The 22,192-nt window shown below is 60.9% G+C and carries 24 protein-coding genes; 9 read left to right on the forward strand and 15 right to left on the reverse strand.

The window, feature by feature from the left end; genetic code table 11:
- Positions 1-6 precede the first annotated feature (6 nt).
- From AMK02_RS11625 to AMK02_RS11640, 4 genes are read right to left on the reverse strand one after another with little or no spacing between them, the layout of a single operon-like run.
- A complete protein-coding gene (locus AMK02_RS11625) occupies positions 7-657 on the reverse strand; it encodes an amino acid ABC transporter permease (RefSeq protein WP_064802895.1) in 651 nt (216 codons plus the stop codon).
- Between the two features lie 9 nt (positions 658-666).
- The gene (locus tag AMK02_RS11630) at positions 667-1,335 is read right to left on the reverse strand and encodes an amino acid ABC transporter permease (protein WP_064802896.1); all 669 of its coding nucleotides are present in this window, start codon (positions 1,333-1,335) and stop codon (positions 667-669) included.
- Between the two features lie 48 nt (positions 1,336-1,383).
- The gene (locus tag AMK02_RS11635; RefSeq protein WP_064802898.1) at positions 1,384-2,205 is read right to left on the reverse strand and encodes a sugar phosphate isomerase/epimerase family protein; all 822 of its coding nucleotides are present in this window, start codon (positions 2,203-2,205) and stop codon (positions 1,384-1,386) included.
- A complete protein-coding gene (locus AMK02_RS11640) occupies positions 2,205-2,939 on the reverse strand; it encodes a GntR family transcriptional regulator (RefSeq protein WP_064802900.1) in 735 nt (244 codons plus the stop codon). Before AMK02_RS11640 ends, AMK02_RS11635 begins: the two co-directional genes overlap by 1 nt.
- A 242-nt stretch (positions 2,940-3,181) precedes the next feature.
- Here AMK02_RS11640 and AMK02_RS11645 point away from each other — a divergent pair, with 242 nt between their 5' ends.
- Genes AMK02_RS11645 through AMK02_RS11660 form a run of 4 tightly spaced genes read left to right on the forward strand, consistent with a single transcriptional unit; the run spans position 3,182 to position 6,345 of the window.
- Complete coding sequence (locus AMK02_RS11645) at positions 3,182-4,075, forward strand: dioxygenase family protein (protein ID WP_064802902.1); 894 nt, start codon at positions 3,182-3,184, stop codon at positions 4,073-4,075.
- Positions 4,076-4,096: 21 nt separating this feature from the next.
- Positions 4,097-4,879, forward strand: coding sequence for a 2-oxo-hept-4-ene-1,7-dioate hydratase (hpaH, locus tag AMK02_RS11650; protein WP_064802904.1), 783 nt, complete (start codon positions 4,097-4,099; stop codon positions 4,877-4,879).
- A gap of 7 nt (positions 4,880-4,886) precedes the next feature.
- Entirely contained in the window at positions 4,887-5,651 is a 765-nt protein-coding gene (hpaI, locus tag AMK02_RS11655; RefSeq protein ID WP_064802906.1) for a 4-hydroxy-2-oxoheptanedioate aldolase, read from the forward strand.
- 13 nt (positions 5,652-5,664) lie between these two features.
- On the forward strand, positions 5,665-6,345 hold the full coding sequence (locus AMK02_RS11660) for a transporter substrate-binding domain-containing protein (RefSeq protein ID WP_064802909.1): 681 nt from the start codon (positions 5,665-5,667) through the stop codon (positions 6,343-6,345).
- Between the two features lie 90 nt (positions 6,346-6,435).
- Here AMK02_RS11660 and AMK02_RS11665 read toward each other — a convergent pair whose 3' ends face one another.
- Positions 6,436-7,626 carry a hypothetical protein gene (locus tag AMK02_RS11665; RefSeq protein ID WP_064802911.1) on the reverse strand — a complete coding sequence of 397 codons (1,191 nt, stop codon included), beginning with the start codon at positions 7,624-7,626 and terminating at the stop codon, positions 6,436-6,438.
- Positions 7,627-7,789: 163 nt separating this feature from the next.
- On the opposite strand from AMK02_RS11665, the gene AMK02_RS11670 reads away from it, so the two are divergent.
- From AMK02_RS11670 to AMK02_RS11690, 5 genes are all read left to right on the forward strand, one after another.
- Positions 7,790-8,020: a hypothetical protein gene (locus tag AMK02_RS11670; RefSeq protein ID WP_064802913.1), complete on the forward strand. Its 231-nt coding sequence runs from the start codon at positions 7,790-7,792 to the stop codon at positions 8,018-8,020.
- Positions 8,021-8,189: 169 nt separating this feature from the next.
- Complete coding sequence (gene grxD / locus AMK02_RS11675) at positions 8,190-8,525, forward strand: Grx4 family monothiol glutaredoxin (protein WP_009994514.1); 336 nt, start codon at positions 8,190-8,192, stop codon at positions 8,523-8,525.
- A gap of 137 nt (positions 8,526-8,662) precedes the next feature.
- Positions 8,663-9,868 carry a multidrug effflux MFS transporter gene (locus tag AMK02_RS11680; protein WP_064806157.1) on the forward strand — a complete coding sequence of 402 codons (1,206 nt, stop codon included), beginning with the start codon at positions 8,663-8,665 and terminating at the stop codon, positions 9,866-9,868.
- 35 nt (positions 9,869-9,903) lie between these two features.
- Positions 9,904-11,184 carry a multidrug effflux MFS transporter gene (locus AMK02_RS11685; RefSeq protein WP_064802915.1) on the forward strand — a complete coding sequence of 427 codons (1,281 nt, stop codon included), beginning with the start codon at positions 9,904-9,906 and terminating at the stop codon, positions 11,182-11,184.
- Between the two features lie 34 nt (positions 11,185-11,218).
- Positions 11,219-11,692 carry a GNAT family N-acetyltransferase gene (locus AMK02_RS11690; RefSeq protein ID WP_064802917.1) on the forward strand — a complete coding sequence of 158 codons (474 nt, stop codon included), beginning with the start codon at positions 11,219-11,221 and terminating at the stop codon, positions 11,690-11,692.
- Between the two features lie 43 nt (positions 11,693-11,735).
- Here the strand turns inward: AMK02_RS11690 and AMK02_RS11695 are convergent, their stop codons facing one another.
- From AMK02_RS11695 to AMK02_RS11740, 10 genes are all read right to left on the reverse strand, one after another.
- Complete coding sequence (locus tag AMK02_RS11695; protein WP_064802919.1) at positions 11,736-12,560, reverse strand: inositol monophosphatase family protein; 825 nt, start codon at positions 12,558-12,560, stop codon at positions 11,736-11,738.
- A 33-nt stretch (positions 12,561-12,593) separates the two neighbouring features.
- Entirely contained in the window at positions 12,594-13,421 is an 828-nt protein-coding gene (locus AMK02_RS11700) for an inositol monophosphatase family protein (protein WP_064802921.1), read from the reverse strand.
- A 48-nt stretch (positions 13,422-13,469) separates the two neighbouring features.
- On the reverse strand, positions 13,470-14,342 hold the full coding sequence (gene ttcA / locus AMK02_RS11705) for a tRNA 2-thiocytidine(32) synthetase TtcA (RefSeq protein ID WP_064802923.1): 873 nt from the start codon (positions 14,340-14,342) through the stop codon (positions 13,470-13,472).
- 58 nt (positions 14,343-14,400) lie between these two features.
- Positions 14,401-15,330, reverse strand: coding sequence for a glutaminase (locus AMK02_RS11710; protein WP_064802925.1), 930 nt, complete (start codon positions 15,328-15,330; stop codon positions 14,401-14,403).
- Between the two features lie 72 nt (positions 15,331-15,402).
- Positions 15,403-16,020 (reverse strand): 30S ribosomal protein S4, encoded by a 618-nt coding sequence (gene rpsD / locus AMK02_RS11715; protein WP_064685423.1) that lies wholly within the window; start codon positions 16,018-16,020, stop codon positions 15,403-15,405.
- 224 nt (positions 16,021-16,244) lie between these two features.
- Positions 16,245-17,756: an ATP-binding protein gene (locus AMK02_RS11720; protein WP_064802927.1), complete on the reverse strand. Its 1,512-nt coding sequence runs from the start codon at positions 17,754-17,756 to the stop codon at positions 16,245-16,247.
- A 128-nt stretch (positions 17,757-17,884) separates the two neighbouring features.
- A complete protein-coding gene (gene murI / locus AMK02_RS11725) occupies positions 17,885-18,685 on the reverse strand; it encodes a glutamate racemase (RefSeq protein WP_064802933.1) in 801 nt (266 codons plus the stop codon).
- The gene (locus AMK02_RS11730) at positions 18,666-19,496 is read right to left on the reverse strand and encodes an RNA methyltransferase (protein ID WP_064802935.1); all 831 of its coding nucleotides are present in this window, start codon (positions 19,494-19,496) and stop codon (positions 18,666-18,668) included. Before AMK02_RS11730 ends, murI begins: the two co-directional genes overlap by 20 nt.
- Before the next feature lie 4 nt (positions 19,497-19,500).
- Positions 19,501-21,540 (reverse strand): FUSC family protein, encoded by a 2,040-nt coding sequence (locus AMK02_RS11735; protein ID WP_064802936.1) that lies wholly within the window; start codon positions 21,538-21,540, stop codon positions 19,501-19,503.
- A gap of 94 nt (positions 21,541-21,634) precedes the next feature.
- Positions 21,635-22,177 (reverse strand): hypothetical protein, encoded by a 543-nt coding sequence (locus AMK02_RS11740; protein WP_064802938.1) that lies wholly within the window; start codon positions 22,175-22,177, stop codon positions 21,635-21,637.
- Between the last annotated feature and the right edge of the window lie 15 nt (positions 22,178-22,192).

The raw sequence follows: 22,192 nt of genomic DNA on the forward strand, positions 1-22,192 counted from the left end.
GCAAGGTTAGCGGGCAGCTTTTGCCATCCGTTTTTCGAGGCCGCTCCCGATGTGGGAGAGAGGCCAACAAATGATGAAATAGACTATTCCGACGATCCCAAAGACGAGCAGCGGGCGGTAGGTCTGGTTCGAAATGATCTGTCCGGCACGGGTCAGCTCGATGAAGCCGACGATTGCTGCGAGCGATGTGCCCTTGATGAGCTGAACGAGAAATCCGATGGTTGCAGGCATCGAAATCTTCAGCGCCTGTGGTAGGACAATGTCCTTCATCCGGGAGACGTAATGCAGCCCGAGCGCGTTCGCGGCTTCGGTCTGTCCCTTCGGAACGGCCTCGATCGAGCCGCGCCAGATCTCGCCCAGGAAAGCGCTCGCATGCAGGGTGAACGCTATGGCCACAGCGATCCATGCATTGACGTCGACGCCCAAAAGCGCGACGCCGTAGTAGACGACGAAAAGCTGCATCAGGAGCGGCGTGCCCTGGAAGAGCGCTATGTAGCCCGACGATACGAAGCGTGCGACACGGTTCTGCGACGTGCGCACCAGAGCGATCAGGATTCCGAATATGCCTCCGCCGAGGAAGCCGATGATGGCCAGCAGCACAGTCCACTTCAGACCCTGCAAGAGGAAGAACAGCTCGTTTTCGCCGATGGGACCCATGAACGCCTCCTATCGGGTCGGGTAGTTGAAGTAGGAACGGGAGATAAGGGCGAAGATGCCCATCATCAGGCTCGAGATGACCAGGTAGATTGCGGTCACGCTGAAATAGACCTCGAAGCTTCGGAAGGTGTCGGATTCGATCCGCTGCGCCGCCGAGGTCAGCTCGTAGGCGGCGATTGAAGTGCAGACCGAAGTCGTCAAGGTCAGCATCACGAACTGGCTGGTCAGGGACGGATAGATCGCCCGCAGAGCCGGCTTCAAAACGATCAGCCGGAAGACATCGGCCTTATGCAACCCCAACGCAAAGCCTGCCTCGACCTGCCCCTTGCTCACGCTTTCCACGCCGCCTCGAATGATCTCAATCGCATAGGCGCCGCCATTGATCCCCAGCGCGATGATGGCAGTAGCTGTAGGGTTTAGACGGATGCCCATAAGCGGAAGGGCGAAGTAGATAAAGAATATCTGCACCAGGAACGGTGTGTTTCGAACGATCTCGATAAAGGCAATCACCGGAGCTCGGACAAGTTTGTTCTTGGACGTTCTTGCAGCGACGCCGAGAATACCGATCGTGAGCGCAAGGATCATTCCGGCAACCGCGAGACCGAGCGTCCCAAGCGAACCCCAAAACAATTCCGGGGCGCGGTCGAAGACCGCACCAAAATCGAACGTATAGCCCATATGTTGACTTCCTCCCTCCGGCGCGGCTCACGCCTTGCCGGCGCCGGATCAGCGATCCGGCCCGAATAATTCTTCGGCCCTGTCGTACAGATGTTTCAAATGCGTCTCAGGCGGGGCAGACCCTGCGAGTGGGACTTCCACCGAGATCGCCGCGGAGCTATCGACCGCTGCAACGAGTTCCTTCAATGGCAATTCACCCTCCCCCGGTGCGAACCGCCCGCCTCTAGCTTCAGTGATCATCTCCTCTGGTGTCATCGGCGCTGGTCCAGTGACATCGCACAACTGAACGTGCCTTACCCTGCCAATCTCGGTTCGGAGCGAGGCGAGCGTACCGCCATTCCTGAAGAAATGTACTCCGTCGACGAGGGCGCCGGCATTGCGGGCACCGCTCGCCTTCACAAGATTGACGCTGTCCTGAAAGGTTTTAATCACCCGCCAACCCATGTTCTCGATATCGACAGCCAAGCCGTAGCGGTCCGCAAGGCCGCAGAGATCCGAGAAGTTCGATGCCAATCTGGCTTGATCAGGATCATCTCCGCAGACACTGAGCCGGCGTGCTCTAATGTTCGCAGCCGCAGCGACTGTGGCCTCCACCGACGACGCGTCGAACGAGGGGTCGATTACGAAGAACTCGATATCGAAAACCTCGATGCCTTCACCGGCAAGCACGGTTTTCAGCTCGCGCGCAGCCGAACCACCGACAGGCAACTCGTAGTAGGGCGCACCAGGGAACGCCGGATTCAGTCTGAGCCCGATCCTGGAAAATCCCGCGCACGCAGCGGCCTTCGCAAATTCTATGGGAGACAGCAATATCGCGGAGAAGTGCGCGACGCCAATCAGTGGCGCCGATTTCGATGTTACGGCGGCCATCACGCGATCCCCTTCGCCGCGAGATGGTTGCGCAGATTGGTGCCGGTGCGATGGATGTGCTGGCGGAGCTTCTCGCAGGCATAGTCGACATCACGCGCGACCGCTCCCTGGGCAATCTCGCTGTGCTCCTGCCCTACATTGCGATCCCCCGACGTACGGATCAAGAAGACGCGGCGATATCGGTCGTTGAGATTCAGCAGAAGACTGCAGAAGTGAAGTAGCAGAGGTTTGCCACAGCCCGAGATCAAGGTGAGGTGGAATTCGCGGTGAAGCGCTTCCCATTGTTCCAGCGTTTCGGGACGCGCGGCGTCGCGCTCCGAGCGGTTTAGACGATGAAGCGCACGCATAATGTTGCCCTCCCATTCGACGTCGCCAAGACGCATGGATTCACGCAACGCAAAAACCTCGAGCTCCTCGCGCAGGCTCGTGACCTCTTCCAGATTAGCCAGCGAGATCGGGGCGACGCGATAGCCTCTGTTGTCCTGAAACTCGACCAGGCCGTCTGAAATGAGCCGGGCCAAGCCCTCCCGCAACGGGCTCAGGCTGACGTTGAAAGTCTTCCGCGCCTTGTCGAGATTGATCTTGCTGCCCGCTTCCAGCTCACCGGAGATGATCGCCTCCCGAAGGCGCGATGCGAGCTGGCTGCCGATGGTGTTCTTACCATCGTCGAGAAAGCCGGTTGACGGCACATCTTCTGTCAACGGCCCAAGAGAGCTGTCGTCGGCCGTGTCCATTCTTCCTCCAGCAATCCGGCGCAAGTTTCGATTATCGGTATAATAAACGATTATTTATGTCAACCTAGAAAAGTGTCGAGCTTCCCATCTCTCGCCTTCAGAAGCCTTTTAATCACGTCATTTCCAATGCTTACGGCATTATTCTGGCCATGCTTTCATTGGCAGCCAGCATTGAGCGCATAGTGACAGCTTGACAAATAATCGATTATTTTGATAGTCGAACCTCATTGGGAGGTAGCCTTATGGCAATAAGAATGGAAAGCGAGTTGACGCCGGCCGTCCTCGCCGTGATGAACCGCACGGAAGATCCACGGTTGCGGGATATACTCGTTGCAATGGTGAAGCACCTCCACGCATTCGTGCGGGAAGTCAGGCTGTCGGAAGTCGAGTTTCGCGAAGCGACCGCCATCCTCAACGAAATTGGCCAGCTGCAGACCGACAGCCACAACGAATTCGTGCTCATCGCCGGATCGCTTGGCGTCTCATCCCTTGTGTGCCTGCTCAACAACGGCGACAACGGGCAGACCGAGACTTCACAGTCGCTACTCGGGCCGTTCTGGCGGCTCAACTCTCCGCGGGTGGAAAACGGCGGAACCATCATCCGGTCGGAAACGCCGGGAACACCCCTGTTTGTCCACGCGAAGGTGGTTGATCGAGGAGGCAAGCCCATCCAAGGCGCCGAGATCGACGTATGGCACGCCTCGCCTGTCGGCCTTTACGAGAACCAGGATCCTGATCAGGCGGAAATGAACCTGCGCGGCAAGTTCACTACGGACGACGAGGGTCGATTCTGGTTTAGAACGGTCAAGATGGTGGGCTATCCCATCCCTGTCGACGGAGTCGCCGGTCGGCTTCTCCAGGCGCAAGGTCGCCACCCTTACCGACCTGCGCATCTGCACGCCCTGATCTTCAAAGAGGGATACAAAACCCTCATTTCCCAGGTCTTCGACCCGAGCGATCCGAACATTGATTCCGATGTGCAGTTCGGCGTCACCGCGGCTTTGACAGGCGACTTTGTCCGTCATGACGAGCCGCACCCGTCCGACACGGACGTCACTGGCCCGTGGTTCTCGCTCGACTACACCTACGTCATGGAGCCAGGCGAGGCCATCCTGCCGCGTCCCCCGATCAAATAACGAAACCAACAGAGCCAAATCATGATTACGCAAAAGGAACGCCAGGCGGCAGCCGACGCACTGCTGAAGGCAGAAACCGAACGCAAGCCCATCGTCCAGCCGAGCAGGACATATCCGAATTTGGAACTTGAAGACGCTTACGAGATCCAAGCACTCTGGGCGCAGGCCCGGATTGCAAAGGGGGCGCGGATTGCGGGTCATAAGATCGGACTGACATCGCGGGCGATGCAGATGGCCTCGAAAATGACGGAGCCCGACTACGGCGTCATTCTGGATGACGCCCTTTTTAACGACGGAGCGCAGATCAGAGCGGAACTCTTCATCAAGCCTCGTCTCGAAGTGGAGCTCGCCTTCGTAATGGGCGAGGATCTCGAGGGACCGGGCACTCGGATCTATGATGTCATGCGCGCGACTGAATTTGTCGTTCCTGCGCTTGAGATCATCGACTACCGAACCGAAGTGCCCAGAGCCATCACCGATACGATCGCCGACAACGCCGCCTTCGGAGCGATCGTCGTGGGTGGCCGTATCATCCGGCCGATGGACATCGACATCCGCTGGGTCGGCGCGACGCTTTCAAAAAACGGCATCATCGAGGAATCGGGTGTTTCCGCCGCTATCATGGGGCATCCGGCCGCCGGAATCGCCTGGCTCGTGAACAAGCTCCATGCCGTCGGAGGCGGTTTGAAGAAGGGCCAGATCGTGCTTGCCGGCTCGTTCACCCGCCCTGTGGACATCGTCAAGGGCGATGTCATCCAAGCCGACTATGGTCCGGTCGGCTCCATCGGCGTCTCGTTTGTGTGAGGCGCCGATGGAACTTCCCGTCAATCACTTCAAACGGAAACTGAGAGCCGGCAAAAGCCAGATCGGTCTCTGGTGCGGCCTTCCCGGAAGCTACGCGGCAGAAATCGTCGCGCCGTCGGGCTTCGATTGGGTGCTGTTCGATACAGAGCACTCTCCGAGCGACGTCCTCACCGTCCTACCGCAATTGCAGGCGGTCGCGTCTTACGACGTTTCCCCGGTCGTACGCCCGGCATTTAACGATCCCGTGTTGATCAAGCGCTTTCTGGATATCGGCGTCCAAACGCTCCTCGTTCCCTATGTTCAGAACGAAGAGGAAGCGAAGGCGGCGGTCGCCGCCATACGGTATCCGCCGCACGGGGTCCGCGGGGTCTCCGCTCTAACGCGCGCCACCCGCTTCGGGCGCGTGCCGAACTACGCGCGCATTGCCGAACAGGAGATCTGCCTGCTTCTGCAGATCGAGACCCGAGAGGCACTCGGTCAGCTAGAGGCCATCGCAGCGGTCGAAGGCGTCGACGGCGTCTTCATTGGCCCCGCCGACCTGGCGGCCAGTTTCGGTCATCCCGGCCAACCGGGGCATCCCGAGGTGGTCGCGGCCATTGAAGACGCGATCGGACGCCTGAAAATTCTTGGAAAACCGGCAGGCATCCTCACGCCGGACGAGACGTTTGCAGCCCGCTGCATTTCGCTCGGGACGTTGTTCACCGCCGTTGGCGTAGACGTCGCCCTCCTTGCGAGAGGATCGGAGGCGCTCGCAGCCCGGTTTGCATCTTAGGGAGTTCGCGCCGATGTCGACGCGGAAGAAAGTTCTGTCCGAGATAGCGCCCGCGGGTGTGATCCGGGCCGCCGTCAACATGTCGAATACAGCGTTGGTCCAGTGGGACGATCAGGCGGGCACCTTGGTCGGTCCAAGCGCTCGGATCGGTCACAAAATTGCCGAGCAACTGGATCGCGGCCTCTCGCTGATTCAGTACAGCTCGGCCGCCGACATCCTCGCCGCTGCGGACCGCGGCGAGTGGGACATTGCTTTTATTGCCTCGGATGCATCGAGAGCCGACCGGTTCTCCTTTTCACCTCCCTACATCTCCGTCAGAGCGACCTATTTGGTGCCGGAGGACTCAGCGCTTCGAACGGTCGGAGATGTCGATGCTGAAGGACTACGGATAGCCTCCGCAAGAAGCGCCGCCTATACGAAGCAGCTCGAGCGTATTCTTGAAAAGGCCACTGTCTCGCATACGGACAGCCCGGCAGCTGCCATCGATCTCCTTGTCGGGTCGCAATGCGACGCGGCTGCGGGATTGACCGAATTCCTCGTTCAGAGTTCGGAGCGAATTTCCGGCTTCAGGCTGGTGGAGGGAGCGTTCTCTGAAATTCCCCAGACGATCGCCGTGCACCGAAGAGCCATTCATGCCTCAGCCTTCTTTGCGGATTTCGTACACCGTCTGAATGCAAGCGCTGGAGCGCCGTAAAGTAACGTCCTCGGCTCTTGGGCACGTGCTGGCCTTGGCGGGATCAGAACGGCAATTTCGTAACCAGCCAACACCGCTGGAGCCCAGCCTTCAAGCCGGCAGCTTATTCTGCTCCGGAGAGGCAAAGACCGAGGCCGGCATCGGTCCTGACGTCATCAGGGTGAAATCAAAGGGCGCCTTGAGATCTGGGCCGAGCACATATTGCCGATGGACCCGCAGTTGGTCCTTGCGGATCTTCCGGTAATGTTCGCTCGTCAGCATCTGCTTGACGCGGATAAGAAGGATCTTTGCCGGCGGCGCATCTGCATGGCCGGAGACGGCAACGACCGGCACCTTGTAGAAATTGATCGAATCCGTCAGGCATTGCACGTCAAGCCAGGAGATCTCCGGACAGCGGGCGATCAGGCCAACGCGGGCGCGAAGCAATGTTGCCGATGACAGCAGGGCGCATTGCAGAACGGCGCTGCCGAGTGTGGCGAATACCACTCGCTTGCCCGCGAAGATCCCCGGCTCCCTTTCAAGCAGTATGCCGATGACATGGGCGGCGACGCTCGATCCCATGCTGTGCGAGGAGATCACGTACTCGTCCGCCTCCTCGGCGAGCGCCTTGCGCACCGCAGTCGCCCGCTCTTCCAGCCAGTCGTTGAAGTCGGCCCGATCCATACGGCCGAGCGCCACTGCCATTTCCCAATCGGCAAAAAGATGCAGCGTATGGAAACGCTCGGAAAAAGGCAGGAAGGCGAAGATGAAGAAGCAGAGCGCCAGTGACCCACTCCAGAGCACGTGCCAGGCGGAGAAGCCGAGACTATAGGGCAGGAAGACGATCTCGGCCGTCAGCGCGATCGCCAGCGCCGTCAGCAGGAACGGAAAGAGGAAGAACAGGCCGAAACGCCACGCATGCCTGAAATATCCCCGCATGCCACCTTCCAGCATGATCTCGGCGCAGCTCCGAAATCCTGCAATGATCCGGCTCAGTGTATTGCGGCCGCGCAGCCGACGCACGAACATGTCGTGATCAACCATATGGATCCGGCTCTTCGTCCGCCAGCCGGCGGAACCGGTCTCCGCCGCAGGCGCCGTTTCGTAGGCTCCCGCGCTGCCAGTCGTGACCTCGAAGCTGAGAGGATCGCTTCCCGCCTCCGGCGCACCGGTTTCGACGGAGTAGCCCCAGACGGCAGCACTCTGTCTGGCAGAGCGTTCGTACCGCGCCCTATGGGCAAGGCCGTCGAGCGGCTCGAAGCCCGGGAAATGCAGGACGACCCGCTTCTTTATCAATGTCATTCCGCTGTTCCGGCCGGGCAAATAGCCGGCATATTGCTGCAAACCACCTGCTGACCGCCGATATCGCGAAAAAGCAGGTATGATTTCAAAGCCGTCTTGCTAACCGAACTCATCCGGAATTCAATAGCAGGCACGTCGTTTTCACCGCAAACGGAGGGGTTTTGTGGCCGATCTTGTAAAAGAATTGATATCGGGTGTCGTCGACAGCGTGCTGAAGGAAATCCTGAAGAAAACCACAGGTCGCGTCTCGACGAAACGCAAGAGGCGCAAGGCGCGCCCCGGCGCGACGACGACGGCTGTCAGGAAGACGGCTACGGCCAAGCGCAAGCCCGCCCGCAAACAGGTCAGCAAGCGCCGCACCGCCGCCGGCCGCAGCCGTCAGCGTCGCGTCTGAGAAGCAAGGCAAACTTCCGACCGTAACGCGACAGCAACAATCGCAAAGTGGTCTGACCAGATGGTCTTTTTTTGGCTCGGGCGGCTGGAATTCCTGCTGTCACATGCTATCTAAGGGAAACGATTGAAACGGCGGGCCTTTAACTCGCCTGTTGAAAGGATCAGATCCCATGAGCGGCATTCACGAATTCATCGACAACGAAATCAAGAGCAACGACGTCGTCCTCTTCATGAAGGGCACGCCGCAGTTTCCGCAGTGCGGGTTCTCCGGCCAGGTCGTGCAGATTCTCGATTACATCGGCGTCGACTACAAGGGCATCAATGTGCTCGCCGATTCGGAAATCCGCCAGGGCATCAAGGATTATTCCAACTGGCCGACGATCCCGCAGCTCTACGTAAAGGGCGAATTCATCGGCGGTTGTGACATCGTCCGGGAAATGTTCCAGGCCGGTGAACTGCAGCAGCATCTCCAGGAAAACGGCGTCACCGTTCGCGGCGCCGCCTGACCGGTCACCGGACGTCCGCCCGGTTTCCAAATCTGTTTCTCGAGTCCGAGGCGCTGCGGTGAGCAGCGCCTTGGCCTGTTTATGGGAATTTCATTGTGACAGATTCATCACAAGCCGTGTCCGCGGGCCGCCTGCCCATGGGCAAGCGTGAGTTCATCGCGCTTGCCGCCTTCCTGATGGCCATCAACTCGCTTGCCATCGACATCATGCTTCCGGCGCTGCAGCAGATCGGCGCGAGCCTCGGCGTCGAAAGCGAGAATCACCGGCAGTTCGTCGTCTCCTCTTATCTGCTCGGTTTCGGCTGCGCCCAGCTGTTCTACGGTCCGCTCTCCGACCGTTTCGGCCGCCGCACGCCGCTGTTGATCGGCCTCGTCGTCTATATCACGTCCGCCATCGGAATCGTTTTCGTTCCCTCCTTCGCCGGCCTGCTGGTGCTGCGCTTCGTCCAGGGCGTCGGCTCGGCCGCCACCCGCGTCATCACCATCTCCATCGTCCGCGACATCTATGGCGGCCGGCAGATGGCGGAGGTCATGTCGCTCATCATGATGGTGTTCATGATCGTGCCGGTGATTGCGCCCGGCACCGGCCAGGTCGTCATGTTCTTCGGCAACTGGCACCTGATCTTCCTCTTCATCGCCACAATGGCGACGGCGATCGGCGTCTGGGCCTATGTCCGCCTGCCGGAAACCCTGCATCCGCAGAATGTCCGCCCCTTCACCGCCCGCTCGATCTTCGGCGCCTTCAAGCTGGTGCTGACCAACCGCGTGGCGCTCTGCTACACCATCGCCAGCACCTTCATCTTCGGCGCGCTGTTCGGCTTCATCAATTCCGCCCAGCAGATCTATGTCGGCATCTACGGCCTCGGCGTCTATTTCCCCTTCGCCTTTGCCGGCGTGGCGATCTTCATGTCGCTGTCGTCCTTCTTCAATTCCCGTTTCGTCGGCAAACTCGGCATGCGCCGCCTGTCACACGGCTCGCTCCTCGGCTTCATCGCCATCAATACCATCTGGCTGATCGTCCAAATGGCAAGCTCCGAGCCGATGCCGTTTGCGCTATTCATCTCCTTCTTCGGCCTTGCCATGTTCCAGTTCGGCTGGATCGGCTCGAACTTCAATTCGCTTGCCATGGAGCCGCTCGGACACGTCGCCGGTACCGCCTCCTCCGTTCTCGGCTTCATGAGCACGGTCGGCGGCGCCCTTATCGGCGCCGGCATCGGCCAGGCCTTCGACGGCACGGCGCTGCCGATGGTCGCCGGTTATTTCATCGTCTCGATCATCGGGCTCATCTTCGTGCTGATCGCCGAAAAGGGCCGCCTCTTCCATCAGCACAATCCGGCCGTTTGAGCGGCCGGTCCCTTCCGCATCCAGGATTTCACCGCATGACGCCGCCGCATAAACCGCACCAGGAAAACCAGGGTTCCCGCCGCATCGGCATGGGCTTCGGCGAATTCGTCGTCACCATCGCCATCATGACCGCCAGCATTGCCATGGCAATCGACAGCATGCTGCCGGCATTGCCTAATATCGGCCATTCCCTCGGCGTCACCAACACCAACGACGCCCAGCTTATCATCGGCGTGTTCTTCCTCGGCTTCGGCGTCTCGCAGATATTCTTCGGCAGCCTTTCCGACACCTTCGGCCGCCGCAACATCCTGCTTGGCGGCCTTGCCTGCTATGTAGTCGCGATGTTTGCCGCTGCAGCAACCGGCAGCTTCGAAATGCTGCTCCTCATGCGCTTCATTCAAGGCGTGGGCGGCGCGGCCGTGCGCATCACCACCATGGCCATCGTCCGCGACTGCTTCGGTGGCCGCGAAATGGCCCGCGTCATGTCCTATGTCATGATCGTCTTCATGATCGTGCCGATCGTTGCCCCTTCTGTCGGCCAGCTCATCATCCTCTATGCCAACTGGCACTGGATCTTCATTCTGCTCGGCGCAGTCGCCAGCATCCTGTTCGTCTGGGCTCTTCTGCGGCTGAAGGAATCGCTGCCCCCGGCAGAACGCCTGCCGCTGTCGGTCGGCTCTGTCGCAGACGGCTTCAAGACCGTGCTCACCAACCGCATCACCTGCGGCTACATGATCGGTCTGACCATGTTTACAGGCGTCATTAGCGCCTATGTGATTTCCGTGCAGCAGGTTTTCGGCGAAGTCTATGGCCTTGGCGACTGGCTGCCGATCGCCTTTGCGGCGACCGCCGGCGGCATTGCCGTCGCCAATTTCGCCAACGGCTTCTTCGTCCGCAAATTCGGCATGCGCCGCATCTCGCACGCCGCGCTGCTGATCTTCACGGCGCTGTCGGCTCTCGGCTTCGTCATCGCCTTGGCGGGCAAGCCGGACTTCGCCACCGCCTACAGCATCTTCACTATCGTTCTGATGATGTTTGCGGTGATCGCCACCAATTTCACCGCCATCAGCCTCGAGCCGATGGGCAATCTCGCCGGCACGGCGACCGCCATCACCGGCTTTGTCTCGACGACCTTCGGCGCCATCCTCGGTGGTATGGTCGGCCAGATGTTCAACGGCACGGTGCAGCCGCTCTTCGGCGGATTCGCGCTGTTCGGTCTCGTGACGATCACAGCCACGCTGTGGGCTGAGAACGGCAAGCTCTTCACCCATCCCGGTGACAATCCGCAACTCGATCCGGGCGCGGCTCACTTCTGAGGCAGGAGCACCGGATCAACTCAAGGCATTCTCGATGAACGAGCGAATTCTGATCAGGCCTTATGTACCGGGTGACGTGGACGCCACGATCGAGATTTTTGTACGCTCCATCCGGGAAGTCTCGTCAAAAGACTATTCCGCCGCTGAGATCGAAGCTTGGGCAAAGGTGGAGGATCGCGCCCTATGGGCGGAACGAAGGATAAGCAGGCCGGCCTGGATGGCAGAGATCGCCGGAAACCCCGTGGGTTTTTCGGATCTCACCAGCGACGGGTGCCTCGACATGATGTTCGTGCACCCTGGCTATCAAGGGGTCGGTGTAGCAACCTGCCTGCTGGGCAGCGTCGAAGAAGAAGCTCTCAAGCTGGGATTTCGCCGAATATATACGGAAGCAAGCAGAACTGCTCGTCCGTTCTTTGAACGCAGAGGATTTCGCGTGATAACCCGGCAAACCGTCGAGAAGCGCGGACAAGGCCTGGAAAACTTCCTGATGGAAAAGTTCTACGCCTAAGTTGTCATTTGCGACCGGCTTTGCGATGGCCGGTCGCATCGGTTTAGATGGTAACGACCTCACGCCGCAGCGTATCCCACGATGCCTTGTCAGGCGCGATCAGCAGTCCGCCGTCGAGATGCTGCGGTAAATAGGGCGAGCCGTCGAAGCGGGCCGCATAGGCGCCGGCCTCCTGCGAGATCAGCGTGCCGGCAAGATGGTCCCAAGGCATCAGCTTGTTATACATCAGGTAATGGACGTGCCCGCCCGCAAGAGTGCGGTATTCGTGAGCAGCACAGCGGTAGTTGGTGAGGAAGCGCACCTTGGCGAGATTGCCAAGGACCTCGGCGCGCTTCTCGACCGGCAGGTAGCCGGTGGAAGCCATGCCGACCATCTGGGCGAGCGCGACAGGCTCGGCTGCGCGCAGTCGTTGCGCCTCACCATTCGGTCTGCGCAGCCAGGCACCACCGCCCTTCTCTGCCATGACCCAGTCGTCGCCCATCGGGTCGTAGATGATGCCGGCAATGGTCTCGCCGCCTGAAATGACCGAGGCCATGACGCCGAAGGCCGGGATGCCGGCGGCGAAGTTGAACGTTCCGTCGACCGGATCGACTACGATCGCGAGATCGGCATCGGCAAGCCTGCCAAGCAGCGTCGGGTCGGCCGCGACCGACTCTTCCCCGAGAAACAGCGCGTCCGGCCAGAGCTGTTGCGCTTCCGCCTTGATCATCCGCTCGGCCTGCTCGTCGGCCTCGGTGACAAGATCGGTCGCCTCGCTCTTGGCGCGCACTTCATCCCGGCCGAGCCGGCGGAAGCGCGGCAGGATCTCGGCCTTTGCCGCGCGGCGCAAGAGATCGGCAAGAACGGTCACGTCAACGCTTGTTGTCATATCAAATCCTCTCACTTCGGCCGAGGCCTTATATCAGATGCCGACAATCTCGCGCCGGATCAGCTGCCAGCTTTCCCTATCAGGCGCAGAAATGATGCCGCCGGTCGTCTCGCCCGGACGATAGGGTGTGCCATCGAATTTCGCCGTGTGGCCGCCCGCCTCCTGGTGCGCGAGCACGCCGGCCAGGTGATCCCAGGGCATCAGCTTCGCATGACCAATGAAATGCATCTTGCCGGATGCGACCATCCAATATTCATAGGCCGAGCAGTTGAAAGCGAAGGTCATCCGCGCCTTTGCCATGTTGGCGCAGATGCGCGAGCGATCGGGCTCTTCCATATGGCCCCATGACATGCCGCCGACCATCTGGTTCAAGGCGGCAGGCTCAGCCACCCTCAGCCTGCTCGATTGTCCATCCCGGCGCATGAGAAAGGCGCCCGCCCCCTTGATCGCCGTCACCGTGTCGCCGAGAGCGGGATCGTGAATGATGCCGGCAACGGTTTCGCCGCTGACGGTAACCGCAAGCATCGTTCCGAAAACGGGAAGTCCGGCGGCGAAATTGAACGTGCCGTCGACAGGATCGATGACGAAGGCAAGCTCGGCATCGGCAAGCGCCGGCACCACCGACTTGTCGGCGTCATAGGCTTCCTCGCCGACCACGAGTGCCGAGGGAAAGCGCTCTTTCAGGGCCGCGGTGATCCGGTGTTCGGCAAGCAGATCCGCCTGCGTCACCAGATCGGTTGCCGAGGTTTTTTCCGAAACATCCGTGTCGCCGAGGTTGCGAAAACGCGGCATGATTTCCGCACGCGCCGCCTCCTTTACGCATTCGCCGAGAAAGAGAATATCCTGATCTGAAATGGTCATGCGAATTGCTGTCCTTCATGCAAAGAGCCAGCCTGCTTAGCCGGCCTTTCATGAAGGATCGGTGACACCAAGGCTGGAAAAGTCGAAGAGTTTCGGATCGAGCAGATGCGACGGGTTCACGTGCGAAAGCGCTCGCAGCATTGTGTCCTTGCGTCCAGGCATGCGCCGTTCGATATCGGCGAGCATGTCCTTCATCGCATTGCGCTGCAGCCCGTCCTGGGAGCCGCAGAGATCGCAGGGGATGATCGGGAACTGCATGGCGACGGCAAACCTGGCAAGATCGTCCTCGGCGGCATAGGCGAGCGGCCGAAGCACCATTAGGTCGCCCTCGTCGTTCAGAAGCTTTGCCGGCATCGAGGCAAGCCGTCCGCCGTGGAAGAAATTCATGAAGAAGGTTTCGAGAATGTCCTCACGGTGATGGCCGAGCACCAGTGCGTCGCAGCCCTCCTCCCGCGCGATGCGGTAGAGATTGCCGCGCCGCAGCCGCGAACAGAGCGAGCAATAGGTGGCGCCTTCGGGCACCTTCTCCTTCACGATCGAATAGGTGTCGCGATATTCGATCCGATGCCGGACGCCGATCTTCGTCAGATAATCCGGCAGCACATGCTTTGGAAAGTTCGGCTGTCCCTGGTCGAGATTGCAGGCGACGAGCTCGACGGGCAGCAGCCCACGCCATTTCAGATCAAGCAGCAGCGCCAAGAGACCGTAGGAATCCTTGCCGCCGGAAAGGCCGACAAGCCAGCGATTCTGCCCCTTCAGCATGTCGAAGTCATCGAAAGCCTGACGTACTTGCCTGAGCAGGCGCTTGCGCAGCTTGTTAAAGGAGACCGAACGTGGCGCATCGGCAAAGAGTGCGGGGCCTGCGCCGTCGTCGATTTCGCTAGTTTCCGGATCATCAGCGATGTTGGCTGCGATATTCATTGCTCCGTCCTATCGAAGGTCTGCCTGCCTTAGCAGAAAGTCATCCGGCAACACAGCCTCAATCGCCGAAAACCGACCAGCCGGTGCGGGCCGCAAGCATCTCAAGCGCCACGGCGCCGAGCTGCGAATTGCCGACCTTGTTCAGCCCCGGCGACCACACCGCGATCGAGGCGATGCCGGGCGCTACCGCAAAAATGCCGCCGCCGACGCCGCTCTTGCCGGGCAGGCCGACATGATAGGCAAAGTCGCCCGAACCGTCATAATGGCCGCAGGTCAACATCAGCGCATTGATGCGCCGCGCCCGCTTCGGCGAGACCACGGAATGACCGGTCATCGGATTGCTGCCGCGCGCCGCCAGGAATAACCCGGCCCGGGCCAGCTGCTCGCAGCTCATTGCGAGCGCGCATTGATGGAAATAGACGCCGAGCACGTGATCGACGGGATGGTCGAGATTGCGATAGGCGCGCATGAAATTGGCAAGCGCAACATTGCGATATCCCGTCTGCGTCTCGGAACGCGCTACCTTGTCGTCAATGGTGATCGACTCGTCGTCGGCGAGATACCGCACGAAACGCAGCAGCTCCCCGATCGCCTCGCGCGGCGCATGGCCCGCCATGACGACGTCTGTGACGGCGATCGCCCCGGCATTGATGAAGGGATTGCGGGGAATGCCGCTCTCGTGTTCGAGTTGCACTATCGAATTGAAGGCCGATCCCGATGGCTCGCGCCCGACGCGCTTCCACAGTCCCTCACCGACCTTGCCGAGCGCCAAGGTCAGCGTGAAGACCTTGGATATGCTCTGGATCGAAAAGGCGATATCGGCATCGCCGACACGAAAGACCTGGCCGTCGACGGTGACGATCGCCATGCCGAACTGCCGCGGGTCCACCTTGGCAAGCTCGGGAATATAGTCGGCGACCTTGCCCTCGCCGATACGCGGCAGGATATCGCTGTAGATGCTATCGAGGGTCGCCTGCAAATCCGCCATCGCTTCTCTCCGGATAACAAAAAAGCCGCCCGAAAGAGCGGCTTTTCCATATGCGAAAACGCCTGGGTTTTCTTAACGCGAATAGAATTCGACGACGAGATGCGGTTCCATGACGACCGGGAACGGAACGTCGCTGAGGGTCGGAACGCGGCCGTAGGTGGCGACCATCTTGTTGTGATCAACTTCGATATAGTCGGGCACGTCACGTTCGGCGAGGCTGACGGCTTCCAGAACGGTCACCAGCTGCTTCGACTTTTCGCGAACTTCGATGACGTCGCCGGCCTTGCAACGGTAGGAACCGATGTTGACGCGCACGCCGTTGACGGTCACGTGGCCATGGTTGACGAACTGACGGGCAGCAAAGACCGTCGGAACGAACTTGGCGCGATAGACGATCGCGTCGAGGCGGGATTCCAGCAGACCGATCAGGTTTTCCGAGGTGTCGCCCTTGCGGCGGGCAGCTTCTGCGAAGATGGCGCGGAACTGCTTCTCGCGCAGGTCACCGTAGTAACCCTTGAGCTTCTGCTTGGCGCGCAGCTGCACACCGAAGTCCGAAAGCTTGCCCTTGCGGCGCTGGCCGTGCTGGCCCGGGCCGTATTCGCGGCGGTTCACCGGGGACTTCGGACGACCCCAGATGTTTTCGCCCATACGGCGGTCAATTTTGTACTTGGACGATTCGCGCTTGCTCATCGTATTTCCTTTCAAAGGTTTATGGCGGCTTGTTTCCAAACCGCGCGAAGGAAACACGCCCTCCTCTGACCTCTGCCGAGACCTGACAGGATGTTTCGGTTACGCGAACAGAAACGATCCACGGGACATGTCAAATGAAACACCGGACATTGCTGCCCGGTGCTTGGCGCGGTCTTTAGAGGCCCGTCATGAAAATGTCAACTGCGCCAAAGCCAGAAACGCCGCTATTCCGCCGCCAAAGGCTGATCGCCCGTATCCGGCGCGTTTGCGTCGCCAGGCGCCGTCTGACAATTCATGTCGGGGAACGCCACGATGCGCTTGCCGGAGAAATCCGTATGCACGACGACGATGCCCTGTTCCTCGAAATAACCGAGCAGCCGTCGGGCGCGCCGCGCCGAATGCGTGCCGTAGGCGCGGGCGATGCGCGCGTCGGACGGGCACGCTTCGCCGCGGACGGCCGCCTTGGCGAGCATCAGGAAGACGCCCTGCAGGTCATCGGTGACGTCTGCCGACAGCAACAGCGCCGTCGCCCACTCATCGCTCGCCGCTGTTGCCGCATCGACGCCGGAGCGCGAGATCGCCACGCGCCGGCGGAAATCCGGCAGCGCGATCGGCGGCCCCGGCACGCGGCGCATGCGCAGCCGGACAAGGAAATCCTGGTAAAGCACGGAATCGGTGCGGAAGGCGGATGCGGGATCGTCGAGTATTTCGGCGAGCACGCCGGCAAGGCGCTCCTCCCGCTCCTCGGGCGAGATCTCCGCCTGGCTCGCCCTCGCTTCGACCGGCGCCGGGGATGCCACCGGCGTCGAGCGCGAGAGTTCGGCCAGGATATCGGTCGTCGGTCGCGGCACCGGCGGCGCGCGGCGCACGAGCGGGCGCTGGAACTCTTCCGGGTCGGGCGTGAAGATCAGGTCCTCGACGTCCTGCGGCGCATCCGGCAACGGCATCAGCTTCGGGCTGGAGGAGCGCGCCGAGGTCTCCACCGCACCGATCTGGATCGGCAGCGGCCGGCGCGACAATGCCGGCCCAAGGGCAACAAAATTGCCGCGCTTGAGATCGCGGAACATCTCCGCCTGGCGCCGGTCCATGCCGAGCAGATCGGCGGCGCGCGCCATATCGATATCGAGGAAGGTGCGGCCCATCAGGAAGTTCGAGGCTTCGGCCGCGACGTTCTTGGCGAGCTTGGCGAGCCGCTGCGTTGCGATCACCCCGGCAAGCCCGCGCTTGCGGCCGCGGCACATCAGGTTGGTCATCGCTCCCAGGGACATTTTGCGTGCATCTTCTGAGACGTCTCCGCCGACGGAGGGCGCAAACATCTGCGCCTCGTCGACGACGACGAGGACCGGATACCAATATTCGCGATCGGCATCGAACATGCCGTTGAGGAAAGCGGCGGCGGCGCGCATCTGCTGCTCGATATCGAGGCCTTCGAGCGTCAGCACGCAGGAGACGCGATGCTGGCGGATACGGTTGGCGATGCCCGCCAATTCCGCCTCGGTGCGCTCGCCGTCGACGACGACATGACCGAACCTGTCGCTAAGGGTGACGAAATCACCCTCGGGATCGATGATGACCTGTTGCACCCATTGTGCAGACTGCTCGAGCAGGCGGCGCAAGAGATGCGACTTGCCCGACCCGGAATTGCCCTGCACGAGCAGGCGCGTCGCCAGCAGCTCCTCGATATCGAGCGTCGCCGGAGCGCCGGACGCCAATCCCATATCGATGCCAACCTGCAATGCTGATCCTCGCGGCGAAGAGACTCACATGAATGAAGCGCCATTCTTCCGAAACGGCAAAGCCCCGTCTATCAAAGAATTTGCAGTTTTTCAGGACCGGATTTCGCCAACCCACAGGACAATTCCGCTTACGCTCTCAAGCCGAATCCCTGCATCAATCGTCGCGTGGCAAAATCGGGATTGCCTGATGTGAAGACTGCAAAGTCGAAATTATTCGGATGCACAGCATCGGCAACCAGCGGCACCAGCGTGCGGGCGCGCCGCGCGATTGCCTCGGCCGGATCGAGCCAGTCGACCGGCCAGGGCGCAAGACGGCGGAAGAGATTGGCCATGAACGGATAGTGCGTGCAGGCAAGCACCACGATATCGGTCTTGTGCCCCTCTTTCTCGACGAAGCACTGGTCGATCTCCGCAAGCACGGCCTCGTCGGAGACCGCTTCGCCACGAATATAGGCTTCGGCCATGCGCGCAAGGTTTTCCGAGCCGACAAGCCGTACGTGGCATTGCTGTGCAAAGGACTGGATGAGATCGCGCGTATAGGCACGTTTCACGGTACCCGGCGTCGCCAGCACCGAGACCAGGCCCGAACGCGTGCGCTCCGCCGCCGGCTTGATCGCCGGCACGGTGCCGACGAAGGTCATTTGGGGAAAGGCCGCGCGCAGGTCGGCGCCGACAAGCGTGAAGGCGGTGTTGCAGGCGATGATGCAGACTTCGGGATCGTAATCCTGAAGCAGCTTGCCGAAGAGCCCGATGATGCGCTCCGTCAGCGCCTGCTCTTCCCAACCACCATAAGGGAATCCGGCATCGTCGGCGACATAGACGAAGCCGCGCTCCGGCATCAGCACGCGCGCCTCGCGCAGCACGGTCAGCCCGCCTATGCCTGAATCGAAGACGAGGACGGGTTTCAGCTCATTGGTCGGCGCTGTCATCGGTTGCCGCTTCCTTGCCGGATCTGGTGAAACCGCCTTTGCGCGGACTGTTTCGCGAAAAGCGATCGAGGGAGGAGATGACGCCGCGCAGCACGCTGATTTCCTGTTCCGTGAAGGCCCGGCGGGAGAGAACAGCGCGAAGGTTGTCCACCATTTTCGGCTTTTTCGAGGGCGGATGGAAATAGTTGCGCGAATCGAGCGCTTCTTCCAGCTGATCGAACAGGCCGAAGAGCTGCTCCTTGGTGGAAGGCCGCTGCTCGAGCGCCTGGAACGGCACCGCTTCCAGATCTTCCATGCCGGACTTCATCCATTCATAGGACATCAGAAGCACGGCCTGAGCAATATTCAGCGAGGCGAAGGCGGGATTGACCGGAAAGGTCACGATCTCGTCCGCCAGCGCCACTTCCTCATTGGTCAGCCCCCAACGCTCGCGGCCGAAGAGAATGCCCGTTGCCTCGCCCGCCCGGAACCTTGTGCGCAGCGTTTGCGCGGCAAAGACCGGGGAGCGCACCGGCTTATAGTTGTCGCGGCTGCGCGCCGTCGTGGCGTAAACGAAATTGAGATCGGCAATTGCCTGCTCCAACGTGTCATAGACTTTGGTGCCCTCGATCACGTGGTCCGCCTTGGAGGCCGTCGCCTGCGCTTTCTCGTTCGGCCAACCGTCGCGCGGATTGACGAGACGCAGTTCGGCCAGGCCGAAATTCGCCATGGCGCGCGCCACCATACCGATATTCTCGCCCATCTGCGGCTCGACCAGAATGATGGCCGGCCCTTCGGCCAGAAGTTGACGCTCGCTGTTCGTGCCTGCCATGGTCTTATCCCTGTTTCGAGCGCGCAATAGCCTCACCCGACGCAAACGGCAAGGTGTCGGCCTGCGGATAGAGCCTTTCCAGCGCCGAACCGATCATCTCGAGCCCCACCCGGGCGCCCTCTCGCGACACTGGCAAATGCCTTCCCGTCGCCCGCGACGCCTTACGTTCGATAAAGAAACAGCTCGCACCGCGCGGCGCCGCGTCATCGATCAGTGCCACATCCGCTGCGATCAGCCTCTTCTGATCACTGCCCGCAGGCGGTGCTTCGTAGCTCCTCGCCAGGACGCGCGCCCAATAGGTGCAGGAAAGGAAGATCGCCAATGTCCGGCGGATCTGGCCGGGTCGCGTCACCACCGACCAGGAGGAGCCAAGCGGGCGGGCCGCCACCGTCACGTCGCGGTAGCAGGCATCGATCTTCTGCGATAATGCGATCAACTCGAAACCGCCCTTGCCCTCGCCGATTGCGCCCAGTAGCTCGCGCAGCGCCTGGAACCAACGGGCGAGCGCAGCATCGAGCGCGCCGCGGGTGCGCGCCGGGAAAACGACGAAAGCAACTGCCGTTCCGGCCGCCGCGCCGATCACGGTCTCCCCGATGCGCAGTTTGAGCAGATCAAGCGTCAATACGCCGGTCATGCCGTAGACCAGACAGAGCACGATCGAAATGAAGAAGGTCATCGTCGCGTACGAAACCTGCAGAAAGTAGAAAGCGAGAAAGATGCAGATGGCCATAACCGGGATAGCGATATCAGGCTCGCCCGAAATCAAGGTCGCCAGGACGAGGCCCATGGCGATGCCGAACACCGTGCCGAGCGAACGCGATAAAGCTTTCATGGCTGTGTCGCCGCGCGAATTGGTGTTGGTAAAGACAAGGAAAGAGGCAAGCACCGCCCAAAACCAGCGCTCGCGCGACAAGAGCAGACCGAAGCCCATGGCGATCGCCGAGGCGAGCGTGATCTGCAGCGCTGACCGCAGCAGCGGATTGGCCAGCGAAAAATCGATCGCCTGAGCTTGCGCTGTTTCCTTGGCCGCATCAATGCCGGAGAAACCGGAAGCCCGTCCCGTGTTGATCGCCTCGGTCAGTTGCCGCCGCGCTTCGCCCAGCCAGAGCAAAGCCCGTATGGTTTCGCCCTGCGGCTGATCCTTGATGGCCTCGGTCGTTCCCTCATATCTTTCGAGTTCTGCCGCATCGCCCTCGATCACCGCGTGAACGAGTGCAAAGGGTGGCGGGCTCTGGAAGCTCAGCACGATAGCGCTTTCGGCGGCAAGATGCGCATCGAAGAGCCGGATCGCCAGCTCTGCAGCGGGATTGGAAGCGCCGTCGAAGACGCCCGCTGATGGGCGCGGAATGAAGGTCTCGGCCATCAGCACCACTTCCTTCAGCCGGTCTTCCAGCTGGCGCAGTTCCTGCCGGTCGGCATCGCCGATGTCGCCGCTGGCGGCAAGGGCAGCGAGCTTGAAGAGGATCTGATTGATCCGCCCGCTGACACTTTCGAGCGAGCGCAGCAGATCGCGCTGCCAGTCATCAGGTAGAAGCACCGCCCTCACCACATGGCCGACAAGCACGGAAACGACCGGCCCGATCGCCACCTCAGGCAGTTCGGCAAGCGGCGGCTGGAAATAGGCCCCCATGAAATAGGAGGTGAAGGCGAACATTCCGATCGCAAAGCCGCGCGGCCCGAACACCCGGCCTGCCGATGCGAGCAGGATGATGACGAGAAAAACGAGATCGGAGAGAACGCGCTGATCCTCGAGCCCTGCGGCAATGGCGACGACAACAAGGCTTACGGCACAGCCGAACAGCCGCGTCACCAGCTGGCGCGCATTACCCTTGTCGCGCACCGCCACCCCACCTTCGATCGACAGTACGATGCCGAGGCCGAAGGCCGCCGTCGGCAGCGGCAAGATGAAAGCCTCTATGGCAAGCAGGATCAGGAATACGAGGACGATGGTCAGCGTCACCCGCGAGGCCATGCGCAGGCGCGAAAGCGCCGGATCATTGGCAAGCAGCCAGTCGCGGAACTGAAAGCGGGAAAACAAATGCATGAGCCCCTCATGCCATGAAGCATCGATAGATACCGCCGCGGGAGCGGAAATCAAACCGCTGACGCGCCCCCCGATGCGATCGGATGTCGCCCGCTTACTGGCCCTTGGCGATCAGCACCATGGTTTCCTTGAGCGAGGTCGGCCCCTGCCCCTCTTCACCCTGAACCATGATGTCGTCGATGACGGATTTGCCGTTCTCCTCAATCACCTCGAAACGCACAGTCGTGACGTCATCCTTGTTGGGGGCGCCTTCCATGCAGGTCGCCGCCTTGAATTTCACGGTCACCTCTGTCGTGCCGTTTGCCGGCTGGCCGCTTTCGATGGAAAGGTCCTGCAGCGGACAGGCATCCTGGCCGTTGACGATCACGTCATAGTCGAAGGGCGAAATGCCATCCTCGTCGGCCGCCGGGTTCTGGGCGGCTACTTTGTATTTGTCGCCGAAGTCCTTGCTGTAGAGCCGGCCGAGTACGCTTTCCTCGAAAATATCGATCCAGTCACTGACGTCGCTCGCCCAGTTCGTCTGCGTGTCCTTCATGATTTCCTTGACCGGCTCGGTCGCATCGGCTGCAAGCAAAAGCCCAGGTGCGACAGACACGGCGGCAATAAGGCCGGCGAACAGAACGGCGATCTTCTTCATGGCAAAATGTCCGGG

Source organism: Rhizobium sp. N731 (assembly GCF_001664145.1).
Taxonomy (GTDB): Bacteria; Pseudomonadota; Alphaproteobacteria; order Rhizobiales; family Rhizobiaceae; genus Rhizobium; species Rhizobium esperanzae.